The sequence below is a fragment of the Bradyrhizobium sp. SBR1B genome, assembly GCF_014198205.1.
Classification (GTDB): Bacteria; Pseudomonadota; Alphaproteobacteria; order Rhizobiales; family Xanthobacteraceae; genus Bradyrhizobium.
In genome coordinates this window covers 22540-46835 of the sequence record NZ_JACIHC010000007.1, presented here as the reverse complement: position 1 = coordinate 46835, position 24296 = coordinate 22540, and the positions used below count along the sequence as shown (strand labels likewise).

21 protein-coding genes and 1 tRNA gene are annotated in these 24296 nt (G+C 65.5%); 13 read left to right on the top strand and 9 right to left on the bottom strand.

Features of this window, described 5'->3' with window-relative positions; genetic code table 11:
• Positions 1 to 52 precede the first annotated feature (52 nt).
• Positions 53 to 1273 (bottom strand): CaiB/BaiF CoA-transferase family protein, encoded by a 1221-nt coding sequence (locus tag GGD61_RS19450; protein ID WP_018323437.1) that lies wholly within the window; start codon positions 1271 to 1273, stop codon positions 53 to 55.
• Positions 1274 to 1461: 188 nt separating this feature from the next.
• Positions 1462 to 1887 (bottom strand): organic hydroperoxide resistance protein, encoded by a 426-nt coding sequence (locus GGD61_RS19445; RefSeq protein ID WP_018323436.1) that lies wholly within the window; start codon positions 1885 to 1887, stop codon positions 1462 to 1464.
• A 155-nt stretch (positions 1888 to 2042) separates the two neighbouring features.
• Between GGD61_RS19445 and GGD61_RS19440 the strand changes: the two genes are divergently transcribed.
• Positions 2043 to 2501: a MarR family winged helix-turn-helix transcriptional regulator gene (locus GGD61_RS19440; RefSeq protein WP_026202929.1), complete on the top strand. Its 459-nt coding sequence runs from the start codon at positions 2043 to 2045 to the stop codon at positions 2499 to 2501.
• Positions 2502 to 2513: 12 nt separating this feature from the next.
• Here the strand turns inward: GGD61_RS19440 and GGD61_RS19435 are convergent, their stop codons facing one another.
• The 3 genes from GGD61_RS19435 to GGD61_RS19425 form a co-directional block, all read right to left on the bottom strand.
• On the bottom strand, positions 2514 to 2747 hold the full coding sequence (locus GGD61_RS19435) for a GIY-YIG nuclease family protein (protein WP_092251424.1): 234 nt from the start codon (positions 2745 to 2747) through the stop codon (positions 2514 to 2516).
• A gap of 187 nt (positions 2748 to 2934) precedes the next feature.
• Positions 2935 to 3010 (bottom strand) — tRNA-Ala (locus GGD61_RS19430).
• A 91-nt stretch (positions 3011 to 3101) separates the two neighbouring features.
• Positions 3102 to 3509 (bottom strand): TIGR02300 family protein, encoded by a 408-nt coding sequence (locus GGD61_RS19425; protein WP_018323433.1) that lies wholly within the window; start codon positions 3507 to 3509, stop codon positions 3102 to 3104.
• A 159-nt stretch (positions 3510 to 3668) separates the two neighbouring features.
• On the opposite strand from GGD61_RS19425, the gene aroA reads away from it, so the two are divergent.
• From aroA to GGD61_RS19365, 12 genes are all read left to right on the top strand, one after another.
• The gene (gene aroA, locus GGD61_RS19420) at positions 3669 to 5006 is read left to right on the top strand and encodes a 3-phosphoshikimate 1-carboxyvinyltransferase (RefSeq protein WP_177236840.1); all 1338 of its coding nucleotides are present in this window, start codon (positions 3669 to 3671) and stop codon (positions 5004 to 5006) included.
• Entirely contained in the window at positions 5003 to 5641 is a 639-nt protein-coding gene (gene cmk, locus GGD61_RS19415) for a (d)CMP kinase (RefSeq protein WP_018323431.1), read from the top strand. The genes aroA and cmk overlap by 4 nt, the downstream gene beginning before the upstream one ends.
• Positions 5642 to 5908: 267 nt before the next feature.
• On the top strand, positions 5909 to 7615 hold the full coding sequence (gene rpsA / locus GGD61_RS19410) for a 30S ribosomal protein S1 (RefSeq protein WP_028139473.1): 1707 nt from the start codon (positions 5909 to 5911) through the stop codon (positions 7613 to 7615).
• 355 nt (positions 7616 to 7970) lie between these two features.
• Positions 7971 to 8951 carry a signal peptide peptidase SppA gene (gene sppA / locus GGD61_RS19405; RefSeq protein ID WP_183231013.1) on the top strand — a complete coding sequence of 327 codons (981 nt, stop codon included), beginning with the start codon at positions 7971 to 7973 and terminating at the stop codon, positions 8949 to 8951.
• Positions 8952 to 9122: 171 nt separating this feature from the next.
• Positions 9123 to 9428 (top strand): integration host factor subunit beta, encoded by a 306-nt coding sequence (locus GGD61_RS19400; protein WP_007598410.1) that lies wholly within the window; start codon positions 9123 to 9125, stop codon positions 9426 to 9428.
• 74 nt (positions 9429 to 9502) lie between these two features.
• Complete coding sequence (locus tag GGD61_RS19395; protein WP_018323428.1) at positions 9503 to 9895, top strand: DUF1049 domain-containing protein; 393 nt, start codon at positions 9503 to 9505, stop codon at positions 9893 to 9895.
• A gap of 65 nt (positions 9896 to 9960) precedes the next feature.
• Complete coding sequence (locus tag GGD61_RS19390; RefSeq protein ID WP_092251427.1) at positions 9961 to 10644, top strand: phosphoribosylanthranilate isomerase; 684 nt, start codon at positions 9961 to 9963, stop codon at positions 10642 to 10644.
• Positions 10641 to 11855 (top strand): tryptophan synthase subunit beta, encoded by a 1215-nt coding sequence (trpB, locus tag GGD61_RS19385; protein ID WP_092251428.1) that lies wholly within the window; start codon positions 10641 to 10643, stop codon positions 11853 to 11855. Before GGD61_RS19390 ends, trpB begins: the two co-directional genes overlap by 4 nt.
• A complete protein-coding gene (gene trpA / locus GGD61_RS19380) occupies positions 11852 to 12688 on the top strand; it encodes a tryptophan synthase subunit alpha (protein ID WP_092251430.1) in 837 nt (278 codons plus the stop codon). Before trpB ends, trpA begins: the two co-directional genes overlap by 4 nt.
• A gap of 174 nt (positions 12689 to 12862) precedes the next feature.
• Positions 12863 to 13804 (top strand): acetyl-CoA carboxylase, carboxyltransferase subunit beta, encoded by a 942-nt coding sequence (accD, locus tag GGD61_RS19375; protein ID WP_092251431.1) that lies wholly within the window; start codon positions 12863 to 12865, stop codon positions 13802 to 13804.
• The gene (locus GGD61_RS19370) at positions 13801 to 15144 is read left to right on the top strand and encodes a folylpolyglutamate synthase/dihydrofolate synthase family protein (RefSeq protein ID WP_092251432.1); all 1344 of its coding nucleotides are present in this window, start codon (positions 13801 to 13803) and stop codon (positions 15142 to 15144) included. The genes accD and GGD61_RS19370 overlap by 4 nt, the downstream gene beginning before the upstream one ends.
• Before the next feature lie 7 nt (positions 15145 to 15151).
• Entirely contained in the window at positions 15152 to 15892 is a 741-nt protein-coding gene (locus GGD61_RS19365) for a metallophosphoesterase (RefSeq protein WP_183231012.1), read from the top strand.
• Between the two features lie 15 nt (positions 15893 to 15907).
• On the opposite strand, the gene GGD61_RS19360 is transcribed toward GGD61_RS19365, so the two are convergent.
• The 4 genes from GGD61_RS19360 to addB all read right to left on the bottom strand — a co-directional run bounded on the left by GGD61_RS19360 (position 15908) and on the right by addB (position 24098).
• Positions 15908 to 16915 carry an ATP-dependent DNA ligase gene (locus tag GGD61_RS19360; protein ID WP_092251434.1) on the bottom strand — a complete coding sequence of 336 codons (1008 nt, stop codon included), beginning with the start codon at positions 16913 to 16915 and terminating at the stop codon, positions 15908 to 15910.
• A 145-nt stretch (positions 16916 to 17060) separates the two neighbouring features.
• Entirely contained in the window at positions 17061 to 17381 is a 321-nt protein-coding gene (gene trxA, locus GGD61_RS19355) for a thioredoxin (RefSeq protein WP_008540017.1), read from the bottom strand.
• 67 nt (positions 17382 to 17448) lie between these two features.
• Positions 17449 to 20958, bottom strand: a complete 3510-nt coding sequence (addA, locus tag GGD61_RS19350) for a double-strand break repair helicase AddA (RefSeq protein WP_177236841.1) — start codon at positions 20956 to 20958, stop codon at positions 17449 to 17451.
• Positions 20952 to 24098 carry a double-strand break repair protein AddB gene (gene addB / locus GGD61_RS19345; protein ID WP_092251436.1) on the bottom strand — a complete coding sequence of 1049 codons (3147 nt, stop codon included), beginning with the start codon at positions 24096 to 24098 and terminating at the stop codon, positions 20952 to 20954. Before addB ends, addA begins: the two co-directional genes overlap by 7 nt.
• Between the last annotated feature and the right edge of the window lie 198 nt (positions 24099 to 24296).

The window sequence follows — 24296 nt, the reverse complement described above, 5'->3', positions numbered from 1 at the left end:
GGATTGTCCCGTTGCGGAGGCACCCTCTCCCCACCGCAAGCGGGAGAGCCACCTAGCGCTTGCGCTCGGGACCGCAGACGGTGCCCTTCTCGACCATCGCGTCGATCTCGGCCTTGGAGTAGCCGAACTCGCCCAGCACCTCCTGGGAGTGCTGGCTGAATTTCGGCGGCAGCCGGCGCAGGCTCGGCTTGCTGCGGTCGAGCCGGATCGGCGAGGCCACGCCCTTGTACCAGTCCTTCTCGATAATATCGCCGCGCGCGATCGTGTGCGCATTCGTCAGCGCCTGGTCGATCTTCTGCACGGGCCCTGCGGGCAGGCCCGCGGCGAGCAGGCGATTGCACAGCGGCTCGGCCTCGTGCTGGCTGAACACGGCGGCAAGCTCTGCGCGCAGCGCCTCGCGGTTGGCGATGCGGTCCTTGTTGCGGGCAAAGCGCGAATCGGTGCCGAGCTCGGGCTTGCCGATCTCCTTGGCGAGCTTGCGGAAGGTGCCGTCATTGCCGACGCCGATAAAGATGTTGTCGGTCTTGGTCGGGAAGATCGCGTAAGGCACGAGGTTCGGATGCTCGTTGCCGGTGAGGCTCGGCGGCTTGCCATGCATGAAATAATTCGCGGTGTGCGGATGCATGATGGCAAGGCCGGTCTCGTACAGCGTCGTCTCCAGGAATTGGCCCTTGCCGGAACGCTGCCGCTCCGACAGCGCCATCAGGATGCCGATCGCGGCATAAAGTCCGGTGGTGATGTCGACCAAGGGCACGCCGATCCGCATCGGTCCGCTCTCGGGCGAGCCGGTCGCGGCGATCATGCCGGTCATGGCCTGGATGATGGCGTCATAGCCGGGATTGCCGCCGCGCGGGCCGTCGGCGCCGAAGCCGCAGATCCGGCAATGCACGAGGCGCGGAAATTTCTTGCTGAGCACGTCGTTGCCGATGCCCCATTTCTCCAGCGTGCCCGGCTTGAAATTCTCGATCAGGACGTCGGCCGTCTCCAGCATCTTGAGCAGCACGGCACGGCCGCCCTCGGAGGCGAGGTCGAGGCCGATCGAGCGCTTGTTGCGGTTGATGCCGACGAAGTAGGCCGCGTCCTCCTCGTGGAAGGGAGGGCCCCATTCACGCACCTCGTCGCCCGCGGGCGGCTCGACCTTGATCACGTCGGCGCCGTGATCGGCGAGGATCTGGGTGCAGTAGGGACCGCCGAGCACGCGCGTGAGATCGATGACGCGCAATCCGCTCATTGCGCCCAATGCGGCTTCAGAACTGGCGGCTTCAGAACTCATGCCTTCGCTTCCCCTGTGTCGATATTTGGTCACAGGCCTAGCGAGGTTCGCACAAGCCAGCAATGGCCTGTTGCGTAGGGGCGTATGCAGTGCCGACCGCATGCCGCGGCGTGGCAAATCAGGATTGGCAGATCAGCGGAAGCGGCCGGCCCGAGGGGGATCCCGGGCCAGCCATTCCGCACCGCCGATCAGACGACCGTCAGGCGAACGTCGACATTGCCGCGCGTGGCATTGGAATACGGGCACACCTGGTGCGCCTTCTCGACCAGCGCCTCGGCTTCCGCGCGGGCGAGGCCCGGCAGCGAGACGGCGAGATCGATGTCGAGACCGAAGCCGCCCTCGGAGCGCGGGCCGATGCCGACGGTCGAGGTGACGGAGGCATCGGCCGGAACCTTCGGCCCGCCCTGCGACGACACGAACTTCATCGCGCCGATGAAGCAGGCGGCATAGCCGGCCGCGAACAGCTGCTCGGGATTGTTGCCGGCGCCGCCGCCGCCGCCGAGCTCCTTCGGCGTGGTCAGCTTGACGTCGAGCGCGCCGTCGAGGGTTGCAGCATGGCCATCGCGGCCGCCGGTGGCCTTGGCGCTGGTCTTGTAAAGGACGTTCACGGACATTGTCGTCTCCTCGGGTCTTCCGGTTGGGGTGCGCTCTGTATCGCAAGCAATTTGATTGTGCGCAATCTAAATTAGCATGGCTCACATTTAATTGTTCGCAATTGAATAAGCCGCCCGCCGGCCCCAGAATGGGAGGAAATCCCGTGAGATTCTCCATGCCCCGGAAGCTATCGACCCTCGATCCGCAACGCCTCGACAACCAGATCTGCTTCGCGGTCTATTCGGCCGCGCACGCCTTCAACCGCGTCTACAAGCCGCTGCTGGATCGGCTCGGCCTGACCTATCCGCAATATCTGGTGATGCTGGTGCTGTGGGAGCGCGACGACGTGCCGGTCAAGGACATCGGCGAGCGGCTGTTCCTGGATTCGGGCACGCTGACGCCGCTGCTCAAGCGGCTCGAGGCCGCCCATCTCGTCAAGCGCACCCGCTCGAGCGAAGACGAGCGTCAGGTCCTGATCGCGCTGACGGCGCAGGGCCATGCACTGAAGGAAAAAGCCCGCAGCGTGCCGCAGTCGATCCTGGCGGCGTCGGACTGCTCGGTGTCGGAACTGGTCACGATGAAGGACGAGATCGTCGCGCTACGGGACCGGCTGAATGCGGTGATCGGGGAGTAGGGGGTTCGGCGATCAGAAATGCTTCTTTGCGAAAGCGCGTCCTGAGCCAGATTTCAGATATCGCTCGAACGCAACAGCGCGTGCAGCGTCGAAGGCGAAATAGGTCCTAATTCGCCAAGGTCCAAATTTGGAGGTGTGCGGTACTTCGCCTGCGTTGTGCTTCGCCAAGCGTGCCCGCAAATCATCCGTGATGCCGACATAGAAGTGCTCGGAATCGAGACTTTCGAGGATATAGACGTATTTCATTCTGCTTCCTCCCCGGAGGGTAGGATAGCAGCTTCAAGGCACGTTTAGCGTGTTGCTTCGATGCAGCGTGGATATCAGCTTGAGCCCGCCGACGCCCTTCGGGCTATGGCGGGGCAGCCTTCGCTCACTTCGCTACGAGAGACTTCCCCAGGCTTGCCTAGCCGAAGCTCGCGAAGCGAGCGAAGGCTGGTGGAGCCAGGCGGGATCGAACCGCCGACCTCTTGCATGCCATGCAAGCGCTCTCCCAGCTGAGCTATGGCCCCTTAGTCCTTGCGGGGATCCTGGTGGATCACCCGCACCGGCGAGTCCTGGTGACTCGCGCGGTGCACCCTTTTTCACAGATCAGGGCTGATCTCAAGTCTCTTCATCACCTCCGACATCACCAATGATGTCGGTCACGTCCTCATCGCCCTCTTCTTCGTCGGCAATGAAGGTCGAATCATCGTCATCGTCGTCATCGAGGGTCTCATCGACCTCGATATCGTCCTCGGATTCGGGCACGGCGGCCTTGACCTTGCCGGTGTTCTCCTCGGCGTCGGCCTCCTCGAGCGAGACCTCCTCGACTTCTGCCGGCTCCGGCGTGGCGTCCGCCGTCGCTGCGTGCCGGGCTTCGGCGCCGCGGGGCATGCGCGCGGGCGCGACCGGGGCGATCGGCACGACTTCGCCGGTATAGGGCGAGATCACCGGATTCTTGTTGAGGTCATAGAACTTCTTGCCCGTGGTTGGGCAAATACGTTTGGTTCCGAGTTCGGACTTGGCCACGGCAGGAATCCTGGGAATGTCTGAAAAGCGGTGTTTCACTTGGCTAGTTGGCGGCCCGCTGTCAATAGCGCATTACGGGAGAACGACATGCCCGTGACGGGGCGCAGACCATGTGGTACCTGCCCCCAGCCCCTCGAGGGCGCATCCAAGGACACAATCGTGACCCATTCCGACCAAACGAGGCCGCTCCAGGCACGCGCCAGCGGGCCCCTGACCGGGAAAGTACGGGTGCCCGGGGACAAATCGATCTCCCACCGTGCCCTCATCCTCGGCGCGCTCGCTGTTGGCGAGACCAGGATTTCGGGCCTGCTGGAGGGCGAGGACGTCCTCAACACCGCCAAATCGATGCAGGCGCTGGGCGCCACCGTGGAGCGGACCGGCGATTTTGCCTGGAAAGTGCAGGGCGTCGGCGTCGCGGGCTTCGCCCAGCCCAAGGAAGCGCTGGATTTCGGGAACTCCGGCACCGGCTGCCGGCTGGTGATGGGCGCCGTCGCCGGCTGCCCGATCTCGGCGGTTTTCGACGGTGACGCCTCGCTGCGCAGCCGCCCGATGCGCCGGATCCTCGATCCCCTGGAAAAGATGGGCGCCAAGGTCATCTCCGGCAGTGAAGGCGGCCGTCTGCCCCTGACCCTCCAGGGCGCGCGCGATCCACTGCCGATCACTTACAAGACCCCCGTCGCCTCGGCCCAGATCAAATCGGCGGTGCTGCTGGCGGGCCTCGCCGCCCCTGGCACCACGACGGTTATCGAGACCGAGGCCAGCCGCGACCACACCGAATTGATGCTGAAGCATTTTGGTGCCGACATCACCTCGGCACGGGAGGGCGTGCACGGCCGCCGTATCACGCTCAAAGGCCAGCCCGAGCTGCACGGCGCCAATGTGGTGGTGCCGGCCGATCCCTCCTCGGCGGCCTTCCCGGTGGTCGCAGCGCTGATCGTCGAGGGCTCCGATGTCACCCTGTCGGATGTCATGACCAATCCGCTGCGCACCGGCCTGTTCACCACACTGCGCGAAATGGGCGCCTCGATCGAGGAGAGCGAAGTTCGCGGGGACGCCGGCGAGCCGATGGCGAAGCTGCGCGTGCGCGCCTCGAAGCTGCGCGGCGTCGTGGTGCCGCCGGAGCGCGCGCCCTCGATGATCGATGAATATCTCGTGCTGGCTGTGGCAGCCGCCTTCGCCGAGGGCACGACGATCATGCGCGGCCTGCAGGAGCTGCGCGTCAAGGAATCGGACCGCCTGGAGGCCACGGCCGCCATGCTCCGCGTCAATGGCGTGAAGGTCGAGGTCTCCGGCGATGATCTGATCGTCGAGGGTCGCGGTCACGTCCCCGGCGGCGGCACCGTCGCGACCCACATGGACCATCGCATCGCGATGTCCGCCTTGGTGATGGGCTGCGCCTCCGATCAGCCGGTGACCGTCGACGACACCGCCTTCATCGCCACCAGTTTCCCGGACTTCATTCCGATGATGCGTTCGCTAGGGGCCGAGTTTTCATGATCATCGCCATCGACGGACCCGCGGCCTCGGGCAAGGGGACGCTCGGCAAGCGTCTCGCCCACCATTACGGCTACCGTCATCTCGATACCGGCGTGATCTATCGCGCGGTGGCCTATGCCCTGATGCAGTCCGGTCACGATCTCCGGGACGAGGCGGCTGCGGTCGCCGCGGCGCTGGAACTTGATCCCGAGAAGTTCGGCAATCCGGCCCTGAAGACCCAGAAGGCCGGAGAGGGCGCCTCCATCGTCTCGGCGATCCCTAGGGTTCGCGAAGTCCTGGTCAATTTTCAGCGGCAATTCGCCGCCGATCCACCTGGAGCGGTGCTGGACGGCCGGGACATTGGAACCGTGATCTGCCCGCATGCCGACGTGAAGATTTTCGTCGTCGCCGACCCAAAAGTCCGGGCCCGCCGCCGGACCATGGAGGCCAAGGCGAGGGGGGAGGAGGCCGACGAGGCCGCCGTGCTGGCCGACATCATCCAGCGCGACGAACGCGACAAGAACCGGCCGATTGCCCCCCTGAAACCGGCCGCGGATGCTTACTTGCTAGATAACTCCCAACTGGATATAGAAGGCGGCGTCCGGGCCGCCATCGACATTATCGAGGCCGTCCGAGCGGGCCGGTCGCGGGGTTAAGCCGCCGCCGTCATTGGAGGAAGTGCCCGCTCCCGCTCTTTGAGGTCGATACCTCGGTCCCCTGTTTGGGGCCGACGCGATCCAGGCTCCGGACACAAGATTTCCACGTACCGAACGCGCGGGCCTCAGCCGGCCCGCTTCCGCTGTTCCGCCTCTCAGGCCGGAGCAGCGAGCGGTCGCTCGAAGGTCTTGCGGACCTTCCGACACTGCGCGTGCGATGCGCCCATGAACCCAACGGCCGGCACGACATCCGCAACTGGAGAACAAATGGCTTCGACTTCTGCTGATACCTATAGCCCGTCGCGCGACGATTTCGCCGCGATGCTCGACGAGTCCTTCGCAGGTGGCAACCTGCAGGAGAGCTCCGTCGTCAAGGGCAAGGTTGTTGCAATTGAAAAGGACATGGCCGTCATCGACGTCGGCCTGAAGACCGAGGGCCGCGTCGCCCTGCGCGAATTTTCCGGCCCCGGCCGTGACAGCGAACTGAAGGTCGGCGACGAGGTTGAAGTGTTCCTCGATCGCATCGAGAACGCGCTCGGCGAAGCCGTGCTGTCGCGCGACAAGGCCCGCCGCGAGGAGAGCTGGGGCAAGCTCGAGAAGGCGTTCCAGAACAACGAGAAGGTCAACGGCGTCATCTTCAACCAGGTCAAGGGCGGCTTCACCGTCGACCTGGACGGTGCCGTGGCCTTCCTGCCGCGCTCGCAGGTCGACATCCGTCCGATCCGCGACGTTGCGCCGCTGATGAACAACTCGCAGCCGTTCCAGATCCTGAAGATGGATCGCCGCCGCGGCAACATCGTCGTGTCTCGCCGCACGGTTCTCGAAGAGACCCGCGCCGAGCAGCGTCAGGAGCTGGTGCAGAACCTCGAAGAGGGTCAGGTCATCGACGGCGTGGTCAAGAACATCACCGATTACGGTGCGTTCGTTGATCTCGGCGGCATCGACGGCCTGCTGCACGTCACCGACATCGCGTGGCGCCGCGTCAACCACCCGACCGAGGTGCTCTCGATCGGCCAGACCGTGAAGGTCAAGATCATCAAGATCAACCACGAGACGCACCGCATCTCGCTGGGCATGAAGCAGCTGCTGGACGATCCGTGGCAGGGCATCGAAGCCAAGTACCCGCTGGGTGCCCGCTTCACCGGTCGCGTCACCAACATCACCGACTACGGTGCGTTCGTCGAGCTCGAGCCGGGCATCGAAGGCCTTATCCACGTCTCCGAGATGTCGTGGACCAAGAAGAACATGCACCCCGGCAAGATCGTTTCGACCTCGCAGGAAGTCGAAGTGCAGGTGCTGGAAGTCGATTCCGTCAAGCGCCGCATCTCGCTCGGCCTCAAGCAGACCATGCGCAACCCCTGGGAGGTCTTCGTTGAAGGTCACCCGACCGGTTCGACCGTCGAGGGCGAGGTCAAGAACAAGACCGAGTTCGGTCTGTTCCTGGGTCTCGAGGGCGACGTCGACGGCATGGTCCATCTCTCCGACCTCGACTGGAAGCTTCCGGGCGAGCAGGTGATCGACAACTACAAGAAGGGCGACATGGTGAAGGCCGTGGTGCTCGATGTGGACGTCGAGAAGGAGCGCATCTCGCTCGGCATCAAGCAGCTCGAAGGCGACCCCTTCGCCGAGCCGGGCGATGTCAAGAAGGGCGCGGTCGTGACCTGCGAAGTGCTCGAAGTGAAGGAAAGCGGCATCGAGGTGAAGATCACCGGTACCGACTTCTCGACCTTCATCAAGCGCTCCGAGCTCGCCCGTGATCGCAACGACCAGCGCGCCGAACGCTTTGCCGTCGGCGAGAAAGTCGATGCCCGCGTGATCCAGTTCGACAAGAAGGCCCGCAAGGTCCAGGTGTCGATCAAGGCGCTCGAAGTCGCCGAAGAAAAGGAAGCCATCGCGCAGTACGGCTCCTCCGATTCGGGAGCAACGCTCGGCGACATCCTCGGCACCGCGCTCAAGAACCGCGACAGCAAGTAAGCGAGACGTTCGTTTCGCTGCATCAAAGCCCCGGCGTGAGCCGGGGCTTTTTTGTTTGCTGTCTCCACAAACTTCGCTGTCGTCCCGGACAAGCGCAGCTTAGATTCGGGACCCATAGCCACCGGATTGAGTTTGGCGAAGACCCGGAGTGCGAGCTTTGCACGACAACTTCTCCCTGTGGTTATGGGTCCCTGCGTTCGCAGGGACGACAGCAAGGGTGTGGCGGGGTACCGGGCTCCCACCGCGCTCACAGCCTTGTTTTCTTCAAATTGCGCCGCAATTGATGTATCCAGATAGGGCGTTGGTCACGCTGTGAGGGCACAACGCGTTCGGCCTTTCATTTGGAGATATCTAGATGTCGCTCGATTCGGACATCATCGTCGATCGCCGCAGGATCCGCCGCAAGCTGACGTTCTGGCGCGTGGTGGCTGCGCTGATCGCGATTGCGGCGATTGCGGGCTTTGCGCTGGTCGTGACACCGGGTACGCGGGGCACGTTCGCGTCCGCCGGCTCGATCGCGCGGGTCCAGATCGAGGGCCTGATCCGCAGCGATTCCGATCGTACGCAGGCGCTGGAGCGGCTGGAGAATTCGCAGGCCGCCGCCGTCATCATTCACATCAACTCGCCGGGCGGCACCACCGCCGGCTCCGAGCAGCTCTACGATTCACTCGTCCGGCTGAAGGCGAAAAAGCCGCTCGTCGTGGTGGTTGAGGGCCTGGCTGCCTCCGGGGGCTACATCACGGCGATTGCGAGCGACCACATCATCGCGCAGCAGAGCTCGCTGGTCGGGTCGATCGGTGTGCTGTTCCAATATCCCAACGTCAGCGAGCTGCTGAAGACCATCGGCGTCAAGGTCGAGGAGGTGAAGTCGTCGCCGCTGAAGGCTGCGCCCAACGGTTTTGAGCCGACCAGCCCGGAAGCACGGGCCGCGCTCGATGCGCTGGTGAGGGATTCCTATGCCTGGTTCAGGGGATTGGTGAAGGAGCGGCGTGGCATGGATGACACGCAGCTCGAGAAAGTGGCCGACGGCCGCGTCTTCACCGGACGCCAGGCGATCGACCTCAAGCTGATCGATCAGATCGGCGACGAGAAGACGGCGGTGACCTGGCTGGTCGAGCAGAAGGGTGTCAAGAAGGGGCTCTCCGTGCGCGACTACAAGCTCCAGCCGCGCTTTGGCGATCTGCCATTCCTCAAGACGGCGGCCGCCGTTACGCTGGAAGCGCTCGGTTTGGGCTCGATTGGGCATCAAATCGGGCAAACCGGCGTCGCGCAGGCGGTCGATCGGTTCGGAATGGATGGAATGCTGGCCCTGTGGCAACCGGCCACCTCAAATTGAGGGGGTTGGGCGAGCGCCTGAGGGTTTTCCCGTTTGACGGGCGTCGGGCCAGCCCGCTTTTTCGGCATTTGTCACGCAATTTCACGACGCTCAACCTTGATTTAGCGTCTTGACAGATCAAGGTATTTTCACGGAAATGGTCATCCGCACGCTTCCGGGTCCTATCTCTCGATGATCAAATCCGAACTTGTTCAGCGTATCGCCGAGCACAACCCGCATCTGTACCAGCGGGATGTCGAGAACATTGTGAATGCGATTCTCGAAGAGATCGTAGCGGCCCTCGCGCGCGGTGACCGCGTCGAGTTGCGCGGCTTCGGTGCCTTCTCGGTCAAGCACCGCCCCGCACGCGCCGGGCGCAATCCACGCACCGGCGCGCATGTGCCCGTCGATCAGAAGAGCGTTCCGTTCTTCAAGACCGGCAAGGAAATGCGCGAGCGGCTGAACCGCGACCATCCGGATCCCGGCGCGCCCGACTGAGGCTGTCGTCGTCGGGGTTTAACCTGATAGCCGCATGATGCGGCCGCAAGCTTGATTCAAGACGAGCGATCGCGATGCGAAAGTTCCTGACCGCGCTGATCGTGATTCCGCTGGGCCTGATCCTGGTGGCCTTCGCCGTTGCCAACCGGCACTTCGTCACGGTCTCGTTCGACCCGTTCATTGCGAACGACCCGTCATTGTCGGTCACGCTGCCGCTGTTCCTGCTCCTGATCCTGGTCGCCGCCCTCGGCGTCTTCGCCGGCGGCTCCGCCGTCTGGCTCGGTCAGCGGCACTGGCGCCGCGCGGCGCGCCGGCACGAGGGGGATTCGCGGGCGGCCAAGGCCGAACTGGCCGATTTGCGGGCCCAGGCGGCCGCGGCAAGGCCCGGCTCGCAGCGCCTGCCCGTTCCCTCCGGGGTCGGGCTTTACGGGCCCATCGGGCGAGACAAGCAGCGCGCGACGTTGTAGAAGCGGCCCCGACCGAAAACCCTGTTTTCCGGCCGCACCTTGCGGCCTCCATTTGCTTTGAGACCATGTCCCTGCTCGTCAAGATCTGTGGCCTGTCCACGCGCGAGACGCTTCAAACGGCGCTCGAGGCGGGTGCGGATATGGTGGGGTTCGTGTTCTTCCCGCCTTCGCCGCGGCACCTGTCCCTGGAGCTTGGTCGCGACCTCGGCCGCCAGGTGAAGGGGCGTGCGCTCAAGGTGGCGCTCACGGTCGATGCCGACGATGCGACGCTCGACAACATCATGGACGCGCTGTCGCCGGACATTTTCCAGCTGCACGGCAAGGAGAGCGTGGCGCGGCTGCGCGACATCAAGCAGCGGTTCGGCCGCCCGGTGATGAAGGCGGTCCCGGTCGCGACCGCGGCGGATCTCGCCGTGTTGCCCGGCTATGCCGCGATCGCCGACCGCATCCTGTTCGATGCCCGCGCGCCGAAGGATGCGACCCGGCCCGGCGGCCTCGGGGAGCCCTTCGACTGGCACCTGCTCGAAAACCTCGACCTGAAGCTACCCTACATGGTCTCGGGCGGGCTTCATGCCGATAACCTCGCGGAAGCTCTCCGCGTCACCCGCGCCGGCGGCGTCGACGTCTCCTCCGGCGTCGAGAGCGCCCCTGGGGTCAAGGATCCCGAGATGATCAAGGCCTTCATTCGCGCCGCGCGCGCCAGCCAAGAGCCCCGTCAAGAGTCCAGCCAAGAGTTGAGTGTTCGATGAACGTCGCCAAACCCAATTCCTATCGCAGCGGTCCCGACGATCGCGGCCATTTCGGCATCTTCGGCGGCCGCTTCGTCGCCGAAACCCTGATGCCGCTGATCCTCGATCTGGAGAAGGCCTACACCGAGGCCAAGGCCGATCCGGCCTTCCAGGCCGAGATGAACGGCTACCTCACGCATTATGTCGGCCGGCCCTCGCCGCTCTATTTCGCCGAGCGCCTGACCGAGCATCTCGGCGGCGCCAAGATTTACCTGAAGCGCGAAGAGCTCAACCACACCGGCTCGCACAAGGTGAACAATGTGCTCGGCCAGATCATGCTGGCGCGGCGCATGGGCAAGAAGCGCATCATCGCCGAGACCGGCGCCGGCCAGCACGGTGTCGCCACCGCGACGCTGTGCGCGCGCTTCGGGCTCGAATGCGTGGTCTATATGGGCGCCGTCGACGTCGAGCGGCAGCAGCCCAACGTGATCCGCATGGAGATGCTGGGTGCGACGGTGGTCCCGGTGCAGTCGGGCACGCGCACGCTGAAGGACGCCATGAACGAGGCCCTGCGCGACTGGGTCACCAACGTGCACAACACCTTCTACTGCATCGGCACGGTGGCCGGCCCGCATCCCTATCCGACGCTGGTGCGCGACTTCCAGTCGATCATCGGCAACGAGACCAAGGCGCAGATGCAGGAAGTCGAGGGTCGCCTGCCGGATTCGCTGGTCGCCTGCATCGGCGGCGGCTCCAACGCGATGGGCCTGTTTCACCCGTTCCTCGATGATCCTTCCGTCGAGATCTTCGGCGTCGAAGCCGCGGGCCATGGGTTGACGCAACTGCATGCGGCGTCGATCGCGGGCGGCCGTCCCGGCGTGCTGCACGGCAACCGCACTTATCTCTTGATGGATGCCGACGGCCAGATCCAGGACGCGCATTCGATCTCGGCGGGCCTCGACTATCCCGGCATCGGCCCCGAGCATTCCTGGCTGCACGAGATCGGCCGTGTGAACTATCTCTCCGCGACCGATGACGAGGCGCTCGCCGCGTTCCAGTTGCTGTCGCGCCTCGAAGGCATCATCCCCGCGCTCGAGCCCGCGCACGCCATCGCCAAGGTGATGGAGCTCGCGCCGAAGCGGCCGAGAGATCACCTGATGGTCGTCAACCTCTCCGGCCGCGGCGACAAGGACGTCCCGCAGGTCGGCGATATCCTGAGGGGCAAGAAGTGACCACGCGTATCGACACCCGTTTCGCCGAATTGAAGAAAGAGGGCCGCGCGGCCTTTGTCACCTATGTGATGGCCGGTGATCCCGATCTCGCGACGTCGCTCGAGGTCGTCAAGGCGCTGCCCAAGGCAGGCGCCGACGTCATCGAGCTCGGCATTCCCTTCACCGATCCGATGGCGGATGGCCCGTCGATTCAGGCTGCAGGTCTGCGTGCGCTCAAGGCCGGTATGACCTTGAAGAAGACGCTCGACCTCGTGCGCGACTTCCGCAAGGACGACAACATCACGCCGCTGGTGCTGATGGGCTATTACAATCCGATCTACATTTACGGCGTCGACAAGTTTTTGGCTGACGCCAAGACGGCCGGCGTCGACGGTCTCATCATCGTCGATCTGCCGCCGGAGGAAGACGACGAACTCTGCATTCCCGCGCTGAAGGCGGGCCTGAACTTCATTCGCCTGGCGACCCCGACCACCGACGACAAGCGTCTGCCCGCGGTGCTCGCGAACACATCCGGCTTTGTCTATTACGTCTCGATTGCCGGCATCACCGGTGCAGCGGCGGCGGACGCGAATGCCGTCGGTGAAGCTGTCGCGCGCATCAAGCGGCATACCAAGCTGCCGATATGCGTTGGTTTTGGCATCCGCACGCCGGAGGCGGCGCGCGCCATTGCGGAGAAGGCCAATGGTTCGGTGGTCGGCACCGCGCTGGTCGATGCGCTCAAGAACAGCCTCGACGCCGAGGGACGGGCGACCGGCAAAACCGTTAACGCCGTGGCCGAGCTGACGGCCGCCCTGGCTCAAGGCGTCAAGGGCGCGCAGCAGGCGGCGGAATAGGCCATAATTCCGCTTTAGCTCTTGAGTTTGAGCATGATCTTGTCGGAAAACCGCTTCACACTTTTCCGGATCATGCTCTAAGGCGGACGACACGGCGGCTTGCCGGGCAGCGGCCTGGTCGCCATATATCCCTTCAGGCGATCCGCGAGGCGGCATCGCACATCGGAGCAAACCATGAACTGGCTTACCAACGTGGTCCGGCCGAAGATCCGCAACATGCTGCGGCGGGAGACGCCGGAGAATCTGTGGATCAAGTGCCCGGATTCCGGGCAGCTCGTGTTCTACAAGGACGTCGAGGCCAACCAGTTCGTCATCCCCGGCTCGAACTACCACATGCGCATGGGCGCGGTGGCGCGCTTGAAGTCGATCTTCGACAACGAGACCTGGTTCGACGTCGCGCTGCCCGAAGTCACGCCCGATCCGCTCAAGTTCCGCGACGAGAAGAAATACGTCGACCGCATCAAGGACGCGCGCGCCCGAACCAATCTGAATGATGCGATCAAGGTCGGTTACGGCAAGCTCGAAGGCTCCGCCGTGGTCGTCGCCGTGCAGGATTTCGATTTCATGGGCGGCTCGCTCGGCATGGCCGCGGGCGAAGCCATCGTCCGCGGGCTCGAGCTCGCAGTCGAGAAGAAGTCGCCGTTCATCGTGTTCGCCGCATCCGGCGGCGCACGCATGCAGGAAGGCATCTTGTCGCTGATGCAGATGCCGCGCACGACGGTCGCGGTGCAGATGCTGCGCGAGGCCAAGCAACCCTATATCGTCGTGCTGACCAACCCCACCACCGGCGGTGTCACCGCGTCCTATGCGATGCTCGGCGACGTGCAGATCGCCGAGCCCGGCGCGCTGATCGGCTTTGCCGGCGCCCGCGTGATCGAGCAGACCATCCGCGAGAAGCTGCCTGAAGGGTTTCAGCGCGCCGAATATCTGAAAGAGCACGGCATGGTCGACATGGTCGTGCATCGCCACGAGCTGCGTCCGACCCTGGCGCGGCTCTGCCGTCTGCTGACCAAGGCGCCGGCGCTGGAGACCGCGTCGAAGCCGATGCAGCCGGTGCTCAGCCCGGCGCAGATCGTATCGGCCGCCGAGACGGCGCCGGCTGCGCCGCACGCGTGAACGCGTCCTCTGACAGCGCGAAGACGCCGCTCGGTGAATTGATCGGGCGGCTGTCGGTCCTGCATCAGAAGCGCATCGATCTCGGGCTGGAGCGGATGCACCGCCTGCTCGAACGGCTCGGCCACCCCGAACGCAAGCTGCCGCCGGTGATCCACATCGCCGGTACCAACGGCAAGGGCTCGACACTCGCCTACCTGCGCGCGACGCTGGAGGCCGCGGGCTTACGCGTCCACGCCTATACCTCGCCCTATCTCGTCAGGATCAACGAGTGCTTCCGGCTCGGCCGCGTTGGCGGCGGCATGCTGGTCGGTGACGACGAATTGCGCGCGGCCCTGGAAGAGGTCGAGCGCGTCAATGCCGGCGAGGCCGCGACATTGTTCGAGCTGAAAACGGCGGCTGCCTTCCATCTGTTCGCACAGAACCCGGCCGACGTAGTGCTGCTCGAAGTCGGCCTCGGCGGCCGGCTCGATTCGACCAATGTGGTCGATACGCCCGCGGCCTGCGTGATCACGCCCGTCAGCATGGACCACATGGATTTCCTCGGGGACACCCTGACAGCGATCGCCGGCGAGAAGGCAGCGATCATCAAGCGCGGCGTGCCCGTGATCTCTGCGGAGCAGGCGGGCGAAGCCATGGCGGTGATCGAGGCGCAGGCCAGGCGCATGCGCGCGCCGCTGTTTGCGGCGAACGAGAGCTGGCACGTCAATGTCGAGCACGGCCGCCTGGTCTACTCCGACGATCGCGGCCTGATGGATCTCACCGCGCCGCGGTTGTTCGGCCGCCACCAGTTCGACAATGCCGGCCTCGCGATCGCGACGCTGCGGGCGATTCCGAACTTTGGGATCAATCAGGCGGCGTTTGAGGCCGGCATCGTCGGTGCCGAATGGCCGGCGCGGATGCAGCGCCTCACCTCCGGCGAGCTGCTCGCTCTCGGACCGCAGGGCTCGGAGATCTGGCTCGATGGCGGGCACAATGCCGAAGGCGGCCGTGTCGCGGCCGCCGCGCTCGGCGATCTCGAGGAGCGGGTGTCGCGACCGCTGGTCGTCATCGCGGGCATGATGGCCAACAAGGACGCGCAGGGCTTCCTCGCCAATTTCGCCGGCCTCACCCGTCACATCATTGCGGTGCCGATCCCCGACACCGAGAACGCGATGCCGGTCGATCGCCTCGCCGACGCCGCGCGCAGCCTCGGCATGCGCGTCGAGACCGTCTCGGGCGTCGAAGCCGCACTGCGTGGCCTGTCGAAGCTCGCCTACGAGGTGCCGCCGCGCATCCTGATATCAGGCTCGCTGTATCTGGCCGGCCACGTGCTGGCGATCAACGGCACGCCTCCTGCATGAGGCTTCAATGCGCTTTGCCGCCATCGCCGACGTCCACGGAAACTATCTCGCGCTGGAGGCGGTGCTCGCCGACATCCGGGCCCACGGCATCACTGACATCGTCAATCTCGGCGACATGCTGAGCGGGCCGCTCGATGCGCGCCGCACCATCGAGATCCTGATGCAGCTCGACGCCGTGCACGTGCTCGGCAATCATGACCGCTACCTGCTGGATCGTCCGCCGGAGAAAATGGGCTCGTGGGATCGTCCCGCCCACGCAGCGCTCAACGCCGCGCAACTGGACTGGCTCCGCGCGCAGCCGATGACGCGGGTGTTTCGCGAGCAGGTGTTCCTCTGCCACGCGACGCCCGAGAACGACGAAGTCTATTGGCTCGACACCGTGCATCCCGACGGCACGGTGGCGCTGTCGCCGCTCGACCGGATCGAGCAGTTCGCGCAAGGCGTCACGCGGTTGCTGATCCTCTGCGCCCACACCCATCTCGCCCGCGCGGTGCGACTTCGCGATGGCCGGCTGATCGTCAATCCCGGCAGCGTCGGCAGTCCCGGGTATCGCGATAAGCATCCGTATCCGCATGTGGTGGAAGCCGGCACGCCGCATGCGCGTTATGCCATTCTCGAGCTTGCGAATGGCGCCTGGCAGGTGACGTTCCGCAATGTCGCTTATGATCACGAGGCGATGGCGGAGCTGGCGCGGCGCAACGGTCAGCCGGAGCTGGCGAACGCGCTCGCGACGGGATGGATCAATTAAGACGGCACGGGCTGCTCACTTCAGCAGCTTCATCGGATCTGCGGCCTTCTGCTTCAACTGCTCGAAGCTGCATTGCCGCGGCGCCTTGTCGGGGCGCCAGCGCAGAATCGAGGTGCCGTGGCGGAAGCGTTCGCCGCTGAAATGGTCGTAACAGACCTCGATCACCAGCTTCGGTTTGAGCGGACACCATATTGCCGAGCGCTCGGTGGACCAGCGGCTCGGCCCGCCCGGCGCGTTGCCGGTGAAGCCGGGCTCTGCGATCAGCGCCTCCACCCGGTCGGTCAGCGCGGGCTTCTGGTCTGCCTTGATCGCGGATGTGAAGCCGACATGGTGCAGCAAGCCACCATCGTCGTAGAGCCCGAGCAGCAGCGAGCCGACCATCTTTCGCCCGGCGATCTTGTTGGTGGCGTAGCGGAAGCCGCCGACCACGCAATCGGCGCTGCGGAATTTCTTGATCTTCTGCATGCCGTCGCGATTGCCGGCCTGATAGGGCAGGTCGACGCGCTTGGCGATGACGCCGTCCGAGCCGCCGCCGGATTGCGCCAGCCATTTTTTCGCGGTGGCGTAGCTCGTCGTCGCCGGTGACAGGCGGAAGAGGCTCCCCTTCAGATTGGCCTTCGCAAAAGCCTCCAGTACTGGTCGGCGTTCGCTGAGCGGTTTGCTGGCAAGCTGCTTCTCCCGGGCAGTCGCGAGAAGATCGAAGGTGAGATAGAGCGCCGGTGTCTCCTGCGAGAGCTTCGTCACGCGGCTTGCAGCCGGGTGAATGCGTTGCAGCAGCGCGTCGAATGAGAAGCTCTTGCCGTGCGGTACGACGATCTCGCCGTCGAGCGTGAAGCGGTCGGCCTTCAGCTTCAGCGCGGCAGCGACCACTTCCGGGAAATAGCGGGAGAGATCCTCGCCGGATTTGGAGCGCAGATCGACATGGCCGCCGTCGCGCGACAGCAGGCAGCGAAAGCCATCCCATTTCGGCTCGTATTGCCATTCCTTGCCGCGTGGAATTTCGTCGACCGACCGCGCCTCCATGGCAACGAGAGAGGTCGATCTTCGCGCGCGCTTTGTGGGAGGGGCAGGCAAGGGCCGGGACTCGTCATACGCTGAACACGTCCCGTCAACGCAAACGGCCGGCATTTCGCCGGCCGTTGTCGAAAATAAACTTGTGCGAGGCGGATCAGACCGCGGAGGTGATCCACTGCTGCAGCTTCGCCTTCGGCGCTGCGCCGACCTGGCGGGAGGCCATCTCGCCACCCTTGAAGATCATCAGGGTCGGGATCGACATCACGCCGTACTTCGACGCGGTCTTCGGGCTCTCGTCGACGTTGAGCTTGACGATCTTGACCTTGTCGCCCATAGCGCCGGCGATCTCGTCGAGGGCGGGCGCGATCATGCGGCAGGGGCCGCACCACTCGGCCCAGAAATCGACGACCACGGGGCCGTTCGCCTTGAGCACTTCGGCTTCGAAATCGGCGTCGGAAACCTTGCTAACGGCCATTGGAGTACCTCACTCGGTTGAAAGAATCGGCGCGCATGGGAATCGCGCCCGGGATCATGGGGTCAACCTATGAACGGCTCCTTGCCGGGTCAAGGACGCTCACACCGAGATGAAGGGATGCCAGCGCCGCGTCCAGCGCGGGGGCTGAAATCTCCATATATTCAAGGGCCTCCGTCCAGAGCAGGACGGCGCGGATGGGCTTTTGGGGATAAAGCTGTGCCAGCACCGCCCGGTACAGCGCAAGCTGCCGGACATAGGCGGCGGGCGCTGCGGCCGCGTTCTTGGGCGCCGCCTGGTTGGTCTTGAAATCGACGATCAAAACCTCCTCTGGACGAACGACCAGTCGGTCGATCTGTCCCGACACCAATGCTGGAGTACGGCCCGGCCGCTCCAGCCGGCCGGCGATGGCCACCTCGGCCCGGCTGCCGGCGGCAAACACCGGCGCAAAGCGCGGTTCAGTGATCAAAGCCAGCACCTTGTCGGCCAACGCGGCGCGGTCGGCCTCGGTCCAGTCGGAGGCATTGCGCGCCATGAAGCCGAGCGCGGCCTCGCGCCGGCGCTCCGCGGCGATATCAGGTAGGGATTGCAGCAGCCGGTGCACCAGCGTGCCGCGCTGCAGTGCCAGCGCGCGCGATTGCACCGATTCGCCTGTCCGCACGCTGCGGCCTTCTTCAGCTGACTGGCCGGACGGACGCACCAGATCGTCGTCAACGGTCTCGTGCGGCGCCGGGGTTCGCAGCCAGGCGGGCAGCGCGACCGTCTGGTCCATGGTCGCCGCCGGGATACCCAGCGCGGCGACGTCCTCCGGTCGGGCGAATCGGGTCACCTTGCCGAGCGGCGTCTCGATCGTCTGCTTGTCCAGGCCCGAGCCGGCGAGACCAGTGTCGACCAGGTCGTACCAGCTGAGCTTGCGGACCGTCTTCATGTTGCCGGGCATGCAGCCGCCGACGATTAGCCGGTCGGCCGCACGTGTCATCGCGACATAAAGCAGGCGGCGATATTCGTCCTCGGTTTCCTCGAGCATGGCCCTGCGCGCGTCGGCGACAGGCTTGGGGTCGTCGGCCTTGCGACCGGCCCAGACCACGACCTCGCCGCCATTGCCGCGCGGCACGTGGATCAGCCGGACCCGCTGCGAATCCGCGGGCGACGATGTGGTGTCGACCATGAACACGACCGAAGCCTCCAGGCCCTTGGCGCCGTGCACGGTCATCACCCGTACCTCGTCGCGCGAGATCTCCATGTCGCGCTTCACCTCGGTGTCGGCCGAGCGCAGCCAGGCCATGAAGCCTTGCAACGATGCCGGCGCCTTGCGCTCACAGCTCAGCGCCAGTTCCAGGAATTCGTCGAGCGCGTCGTTGGCTTCAAAGCCGAGCCGGCGCAGGATGCGCGCACGTCCGCCGTCGCCCCCTAACAGCCAGGCGTAGAAGGCGAACGGCGTCTCCTCGCGCGCGCGAATCTCGCAGGCTTCCAGCCGCCGCAGCACGGCCGCAAACTTCTCGCTTCCCTTCGCATGCTCGCCGAGCGCGCGGCGCAGCGATCCCTTGCGGTCGTGGGCAAGCTGGAACAGATCGTCGTCATCGAGGCCGAACAGCGGACTCTTCAGCGCCACCGCCAGCGCGAGATCGTCCTGCGGCAGCAGCAGGGCATCAGCGAGGTTCATCAGGTCGATGATCGCGATGTGCTCGGTCAGCTTGAGCCTGTCGGCGCCGGCCACCGGAACGCCAGTGTGCTTCAGCGCCTGGATCACGGCATCGAAGGCATTGCCGCGGCGGCGCACCAGGATCAGCATGTCGCCATAGCGCAGCGGTCGGCGCTCGCCTTCGTGCCCGGTCAGCGTGCCACTCTCGACCAGCCGCTTGATCTCGGCCTGGATGCGGCGCGCCAGCTTGACTTCTGGGCTGGTGACAGCGACGCCGTCAAACGGCGCGCGCCAGCCTTCGATCTCCTGGCGGTCGTCGGCGACAGCCAGATCCCACAGCTCGATCACGCTCGGACCGGCATCGGCGAGCGCGTTGTGCAGGGGATGGCCGATCTCGACCGAATGGATGCTCTTGTAGATCTCCTGCTCGCGGAAGACGTGGTCGACCGAGTGCAGGATCGCGGCGCCCGAGCGGAACGAATAGGTGAAGGCCACGGGGTCGAACTTCAGCCCGGCGGCGGTGAACTTGCGGTGCAGCTCTCGCCGGCGCGCATCGAATTCGTGGGGGGCTGCGCCCTGGAACGAGAAGATCGACTGCTTCTCGTCGCCGACCGCGAACACCGTGCGGTTCAGCCCCTCGCGCGCGCCTTCCCCGGCGGTGAATTCGGAGATGATGTGCGCGACGATGTCCCATTGCCGCGGGCTGGTGTCCTGGGCTTCGTCGATCAGGACGTGATCGACGCCGCGGTCGAGCTTGTAATGCACCCAGCCCGACGAGACGCGATTCAGCATCGCCAGCGTCTTGTCGATGAGGTCGTCGTAGTCGAGCAGACCGCGCTCCTGCTTCTCGCGGCGGTAGTTGGCGGCGGCCGCGGTCGCGATATGCAGCAGGGCCGCGGTGCGGTCGCGCATGGTCACGGCGCGGCGCTTCTCGATCAAGCCGCTGATGCGCTGCGCCTCGTTCTCGAACAGGCGGGCGACGGACGGATTGTGGTCGCCAAATTTTTTCGTCAGCACGGCCTTGCGCGGCAGCTTTTCGTCGGTGAGGAAGACGCAGAGATAGGCATCGACCTGCGCGCTGCCGGAGAACGCCTTGGCCTCGCGGAGCCGGCTGGCCTGGTCGTTGTCGGACTTGCTGCCGTCCTCCAGCGCAAAGGCGATGTCGTCCCAGCGCGATCGCGGCAGATAGGGTCCATCGAGAATCTCCGTCTCGACGTCCTCGATGCGGTCGCTCGCATCAACGCCCAGCGCCGACGCCATCTGCGTCGCCGCGGCTTCGGCGTTGCCGGCCTCATCCGTCCAGGCCATGAAGTGATCGCGGCTCAGGCACGCCTCGCGCACGACCTCCTTGAAGGTGACGTCGGCGGCGCTGGCCATTGCGGTCAGCAATGCGCGGCCGGTGACGCTCTCGGGATCGCGCGCGGCCTCCAGCAGCACCTTGAGATTGGCGCGCTCCATCATGTCGGTCTGGTCGCGCTCGTCGATCACGGCAAAGCGCGCGGGAACGTTGGCCTCGAACGGGAATTGCTGGAGCAGGCGCGTGCACAGCGCGTGGATGGTCTGCACCTTCAGCCCGCCCGGCGTTTCCAGCGCGCAGGCGAACAGTTTTCGCGCGTCGCGCCGAATTTTCGCGCTGGGATGCGGAATGCCGACAGCGCGGATCGCTGCGTCGAGCCCGGTATCATCCAGCGTCACCCAATGACCGAGCGTGGTGAACACGCGCTCGGCCATGTTGGCGGCGGCGGCTTTGGTAAAAGTGATGCAGAGGATCTTCTCCGGCGGCACGCCCGACAGCAGCAGGCGGATCACCCGCTGCACCAGCACATGGGTCTTGCCCGAGCCGGCATTGGCCGACACGAACGCCGACGCGGTCGGATCGGACGCACGCGCTTGCCGCGCGCGCACCTCGTCGGGAATGGGACGTGGCAGCTTCACCATTCCTCGATCCCCAAACCGCCGGCCGCAGACCATTCCTTGATCCGGGCGAGATCGTCATAGGTGCCGTAGCGGTTGGACCACATCGGCAGGTTCAGCGAGGTGTAGGGCTGGTTCTCGTCATCGAAGGCACGGATCAGGGCCTCAAGCTTGGCGCGCGCTTCGGCTGCTGCTGTGTCCGGCGGCTGCGGCTCGTCGCCGGGTTTGTACTTGAGCTCGAGGATGCGCTCCTCGCCCGGCGGATTGTTGCCGCTCAGGCGCACATAGACGAGCTGGCTCACCGACGCGCCGGCGTCGATATCGGGAAAGCCACCCTCGCGCAGGATCGCGGCCTCCAGGGTGAGCTGCGGCGACAGGCCCATGCGAACCTGCTTGCCGGTCGGCGGCTGTCCGGTCTTGTAGTCGAGGATGGCATAGCCGCCGCCCTGGCGCCGCTCGATGCGGTCGGCGCGTGCCGAAAGACGGAAGCTGCGCGCGCTGTCGAGCACGATTGAAATCTCGCCGCGCGTCTCCGCGACGATGGCCTCGATCGCGTCGCGGCGCGCGGTCTCCCATTCGCCGAACCAGCGCGCGATGCGCTGGAAACGCGGCCACCACAGCGCCCGCGCCTCGGGTCGCTCCATCAGCGGCGCGAAATGTTTCTCGCCGATCGTGCGCAGCACGCGCGCGGGATCGTCGGGCAGACGCGCGGCATAGCTCTCGGTGAACTCGCCGATCGCATCATGAATCGCCGAGCCGCGGTCGGCGGCCGACAGCGGCATGTCGACGGGATCGAGCGCATCGAGCCGCAAAATGTGTTTTGCGTAGATCGTGTAGGGATCGCGCAGCCAGTCTTCGATCGCGGTCACCGACATCCTGAGCGGCCGCGTCGCCCGCGGCGGCCGCGGCTCCGGTTGCTTGATCGGCCGGACCTCGTCCGGTTGGTCGAGCGCGCCCGCGAACTGCACATATTTCTCGCCGGCGCGAACGGCCGCCTTCCAATGATCGTCGCCCGCAACCGCCTCCAGCCGATGAAGGAAGCGCGAAGCCACCGCAGGTGCGCCGCCGGCCTTGGCGGAATGGGTGAGGATCACCTCGTCGCCGCCGAGCAGCTGAGCAAAGTCGTGGGCGGAGAGGCCGATGCGGCGCTCCGGCAGATCGAGACCGAGCTCGTGCCGCATCGGCCGGCTGAGCCAGGGGTCGATGCGCGGAGCCGGTGGCCAGACGCCTTCGATCAGGCCGCCGACGATGATGCGGTCGGCCTGCATCAGGCGCGATTCCAGCGGGCCGTAGATCTGCAGCCGCGCGCCCGGCTTGTCTCGCCGCCTCACGGCGCGATCGCTGAAAGCGGTCTGGAAGACGTCGGCATAATCAGGCAGCGTCACCATCAATCCGCTGATCGTGCCGCCGCGCAGGAGATCGTCGAAGGCGCCGGCGAGCGCGAGGCCTTCGCGCTCCTCGAAGGCGAGCGGGGTGCCCTGCTCGTCGCGCGACAGCTCGATCATGATCTCGCGATGCCGGTGCGCGAGTTCGGCAAAGTCATATGGCTTGGCCGACACCAGATTCTCGATCGGCGCCAGCGCCTTCTGCAAGGTGTCGATCAGCGTCTGGATGCGGTCGATATTTTCGACCTTGAGACGCGCACGGGGCTCGGCCTTGTGAAGCGCGGAGACCTCGCTGCGCCACAGCTTTGTCAGCTCGTCGCGAAAGCGGTTGAATTCGCGCAGCAGGCCGCCGGTGCCCGCGGGCGGGCGCGTGCCGCGCAGGACTGCAAGCTCGAGATCTTCGATCGCGGCCTTCCATGCGCCAGGCAGCCGGCCGAGCCGGCACAGCGGATGCTTCAGCATCGCCAGCAGCGTCGGTGGCTCCAGTCCCTTGGTCGCGGCTTCCGCCGTGAAACGCGCAAAGACGCCGGCGGATGTTTCCATCAGCACGTCGCCGCCGGAATCATCGAAGGCGAGATCCCATCGGGTCAGCGCGGCCATCACCCGCCGCGCCAGCGCGCGGTCCGGCGTCACCAGCGCTGCCGATTTGTCGAGATGCCGTGCTTCGCGCATGGCGATGGCAATGGCGAGCGCTTCCATTTCAGGATTGGGTGCTTCGACGACAGCGAGATTCTTCATGCCACCGGCGATCTTCGCCGCGACGTCCGGCTGCTTCAGCCGATCGTGCCAGACTTCCGTCTTGGCCGACGGCCGCATCGATTCCGATGCGAGCAGATCGCGGCCGCCGTCCGTTGGCGGCTGGAGAATCTCGACGTCACTGCGCTTGATGCCAAAACGATCCAGCAGTGCGTTCATCGCGTATTGCGGATGGTTTGACGCCGGATGCTCCGCGAACTTGCCGAGCGAGTCGCGCACGCCGCCGATGCTGCGCCAGGCGTCGTCGTCGAGATCGGTGTCGAGGCCCGGCAGCACCACTGCGCCATGTGGCAACGAGGCGACCGCATGCAGGAATTTCGCGGTGGCCGGCATCGAGCCGGTCGAGCCCGCTGCGATCACGGGCCCATGGGGATGTGCGGTCAGGCGCTTGGCTTCCGCCGCGATCAGGAGATCGCGCCGGGCTGCGGGTTCAATCCGGTTGATCTCGGTGAGATGACCGGGCCAGGCGATGCGTGCGATCCGCAAAAATTCGAGCGAGTGCTGCCAATAGCGGTCGAGGTTGTCAGGTACGAGACCGTCGAGCGCGCTCCAGTCGACGCCGCGCGTCACCATGTCGTCGATCAGGCGCGCGAGGTCGCCGGCGAGCGCCAGCGTCGAAGCGGGCCCGCCGACCACCAGTGGCGACAGCACCGGGCCCTTGGCCCAGGCTGCGACCAGTTGCGCCAGCGTCAGCCGTCGTTCGAGCTCGCCGAGCCGCGGCGGTATGTCGAGCGGCGTTGCGCCGGAGAACTGCTCGCCCTCGTCGGCGAAGGCGAGCTCATCCTCGTCGATGTCGCCGAGCGCGACGATGCGCGGCAGCACGACGGCATCGGCCTTCATCTCGTCGAGGAAGATCTCGCGCACCACGCGCATCGCGCGCCGTGTCGGGAGGTATAGCGTCGCATCCGCCAGACGCGCTGGTTCCTTGCGCGCCTCGAATCCCTCGACCAGTCGTCCCTCGAGCAGGCTCGCGACGACCGTGCGCAGGAACGGAACTGAGAGGGGGACGCTGAAGACGCGCATGAGCTGCCTGATTCGAAGGATCAGGCAATATAGGGAGGCGGGGTCAAATGGTCATGGGGCGGGGCGAAATCGTCCCCGCTGTTCGCGCGCTTCGTAGCCCGGATGGAGCGTAGCGCAATCCGGGATTCGTGCCACAAGTGATGGTGGCCCCGGATTACGCTGCGCTCCATCCGGGCTACGGCACTGTTCGCGGCGCCA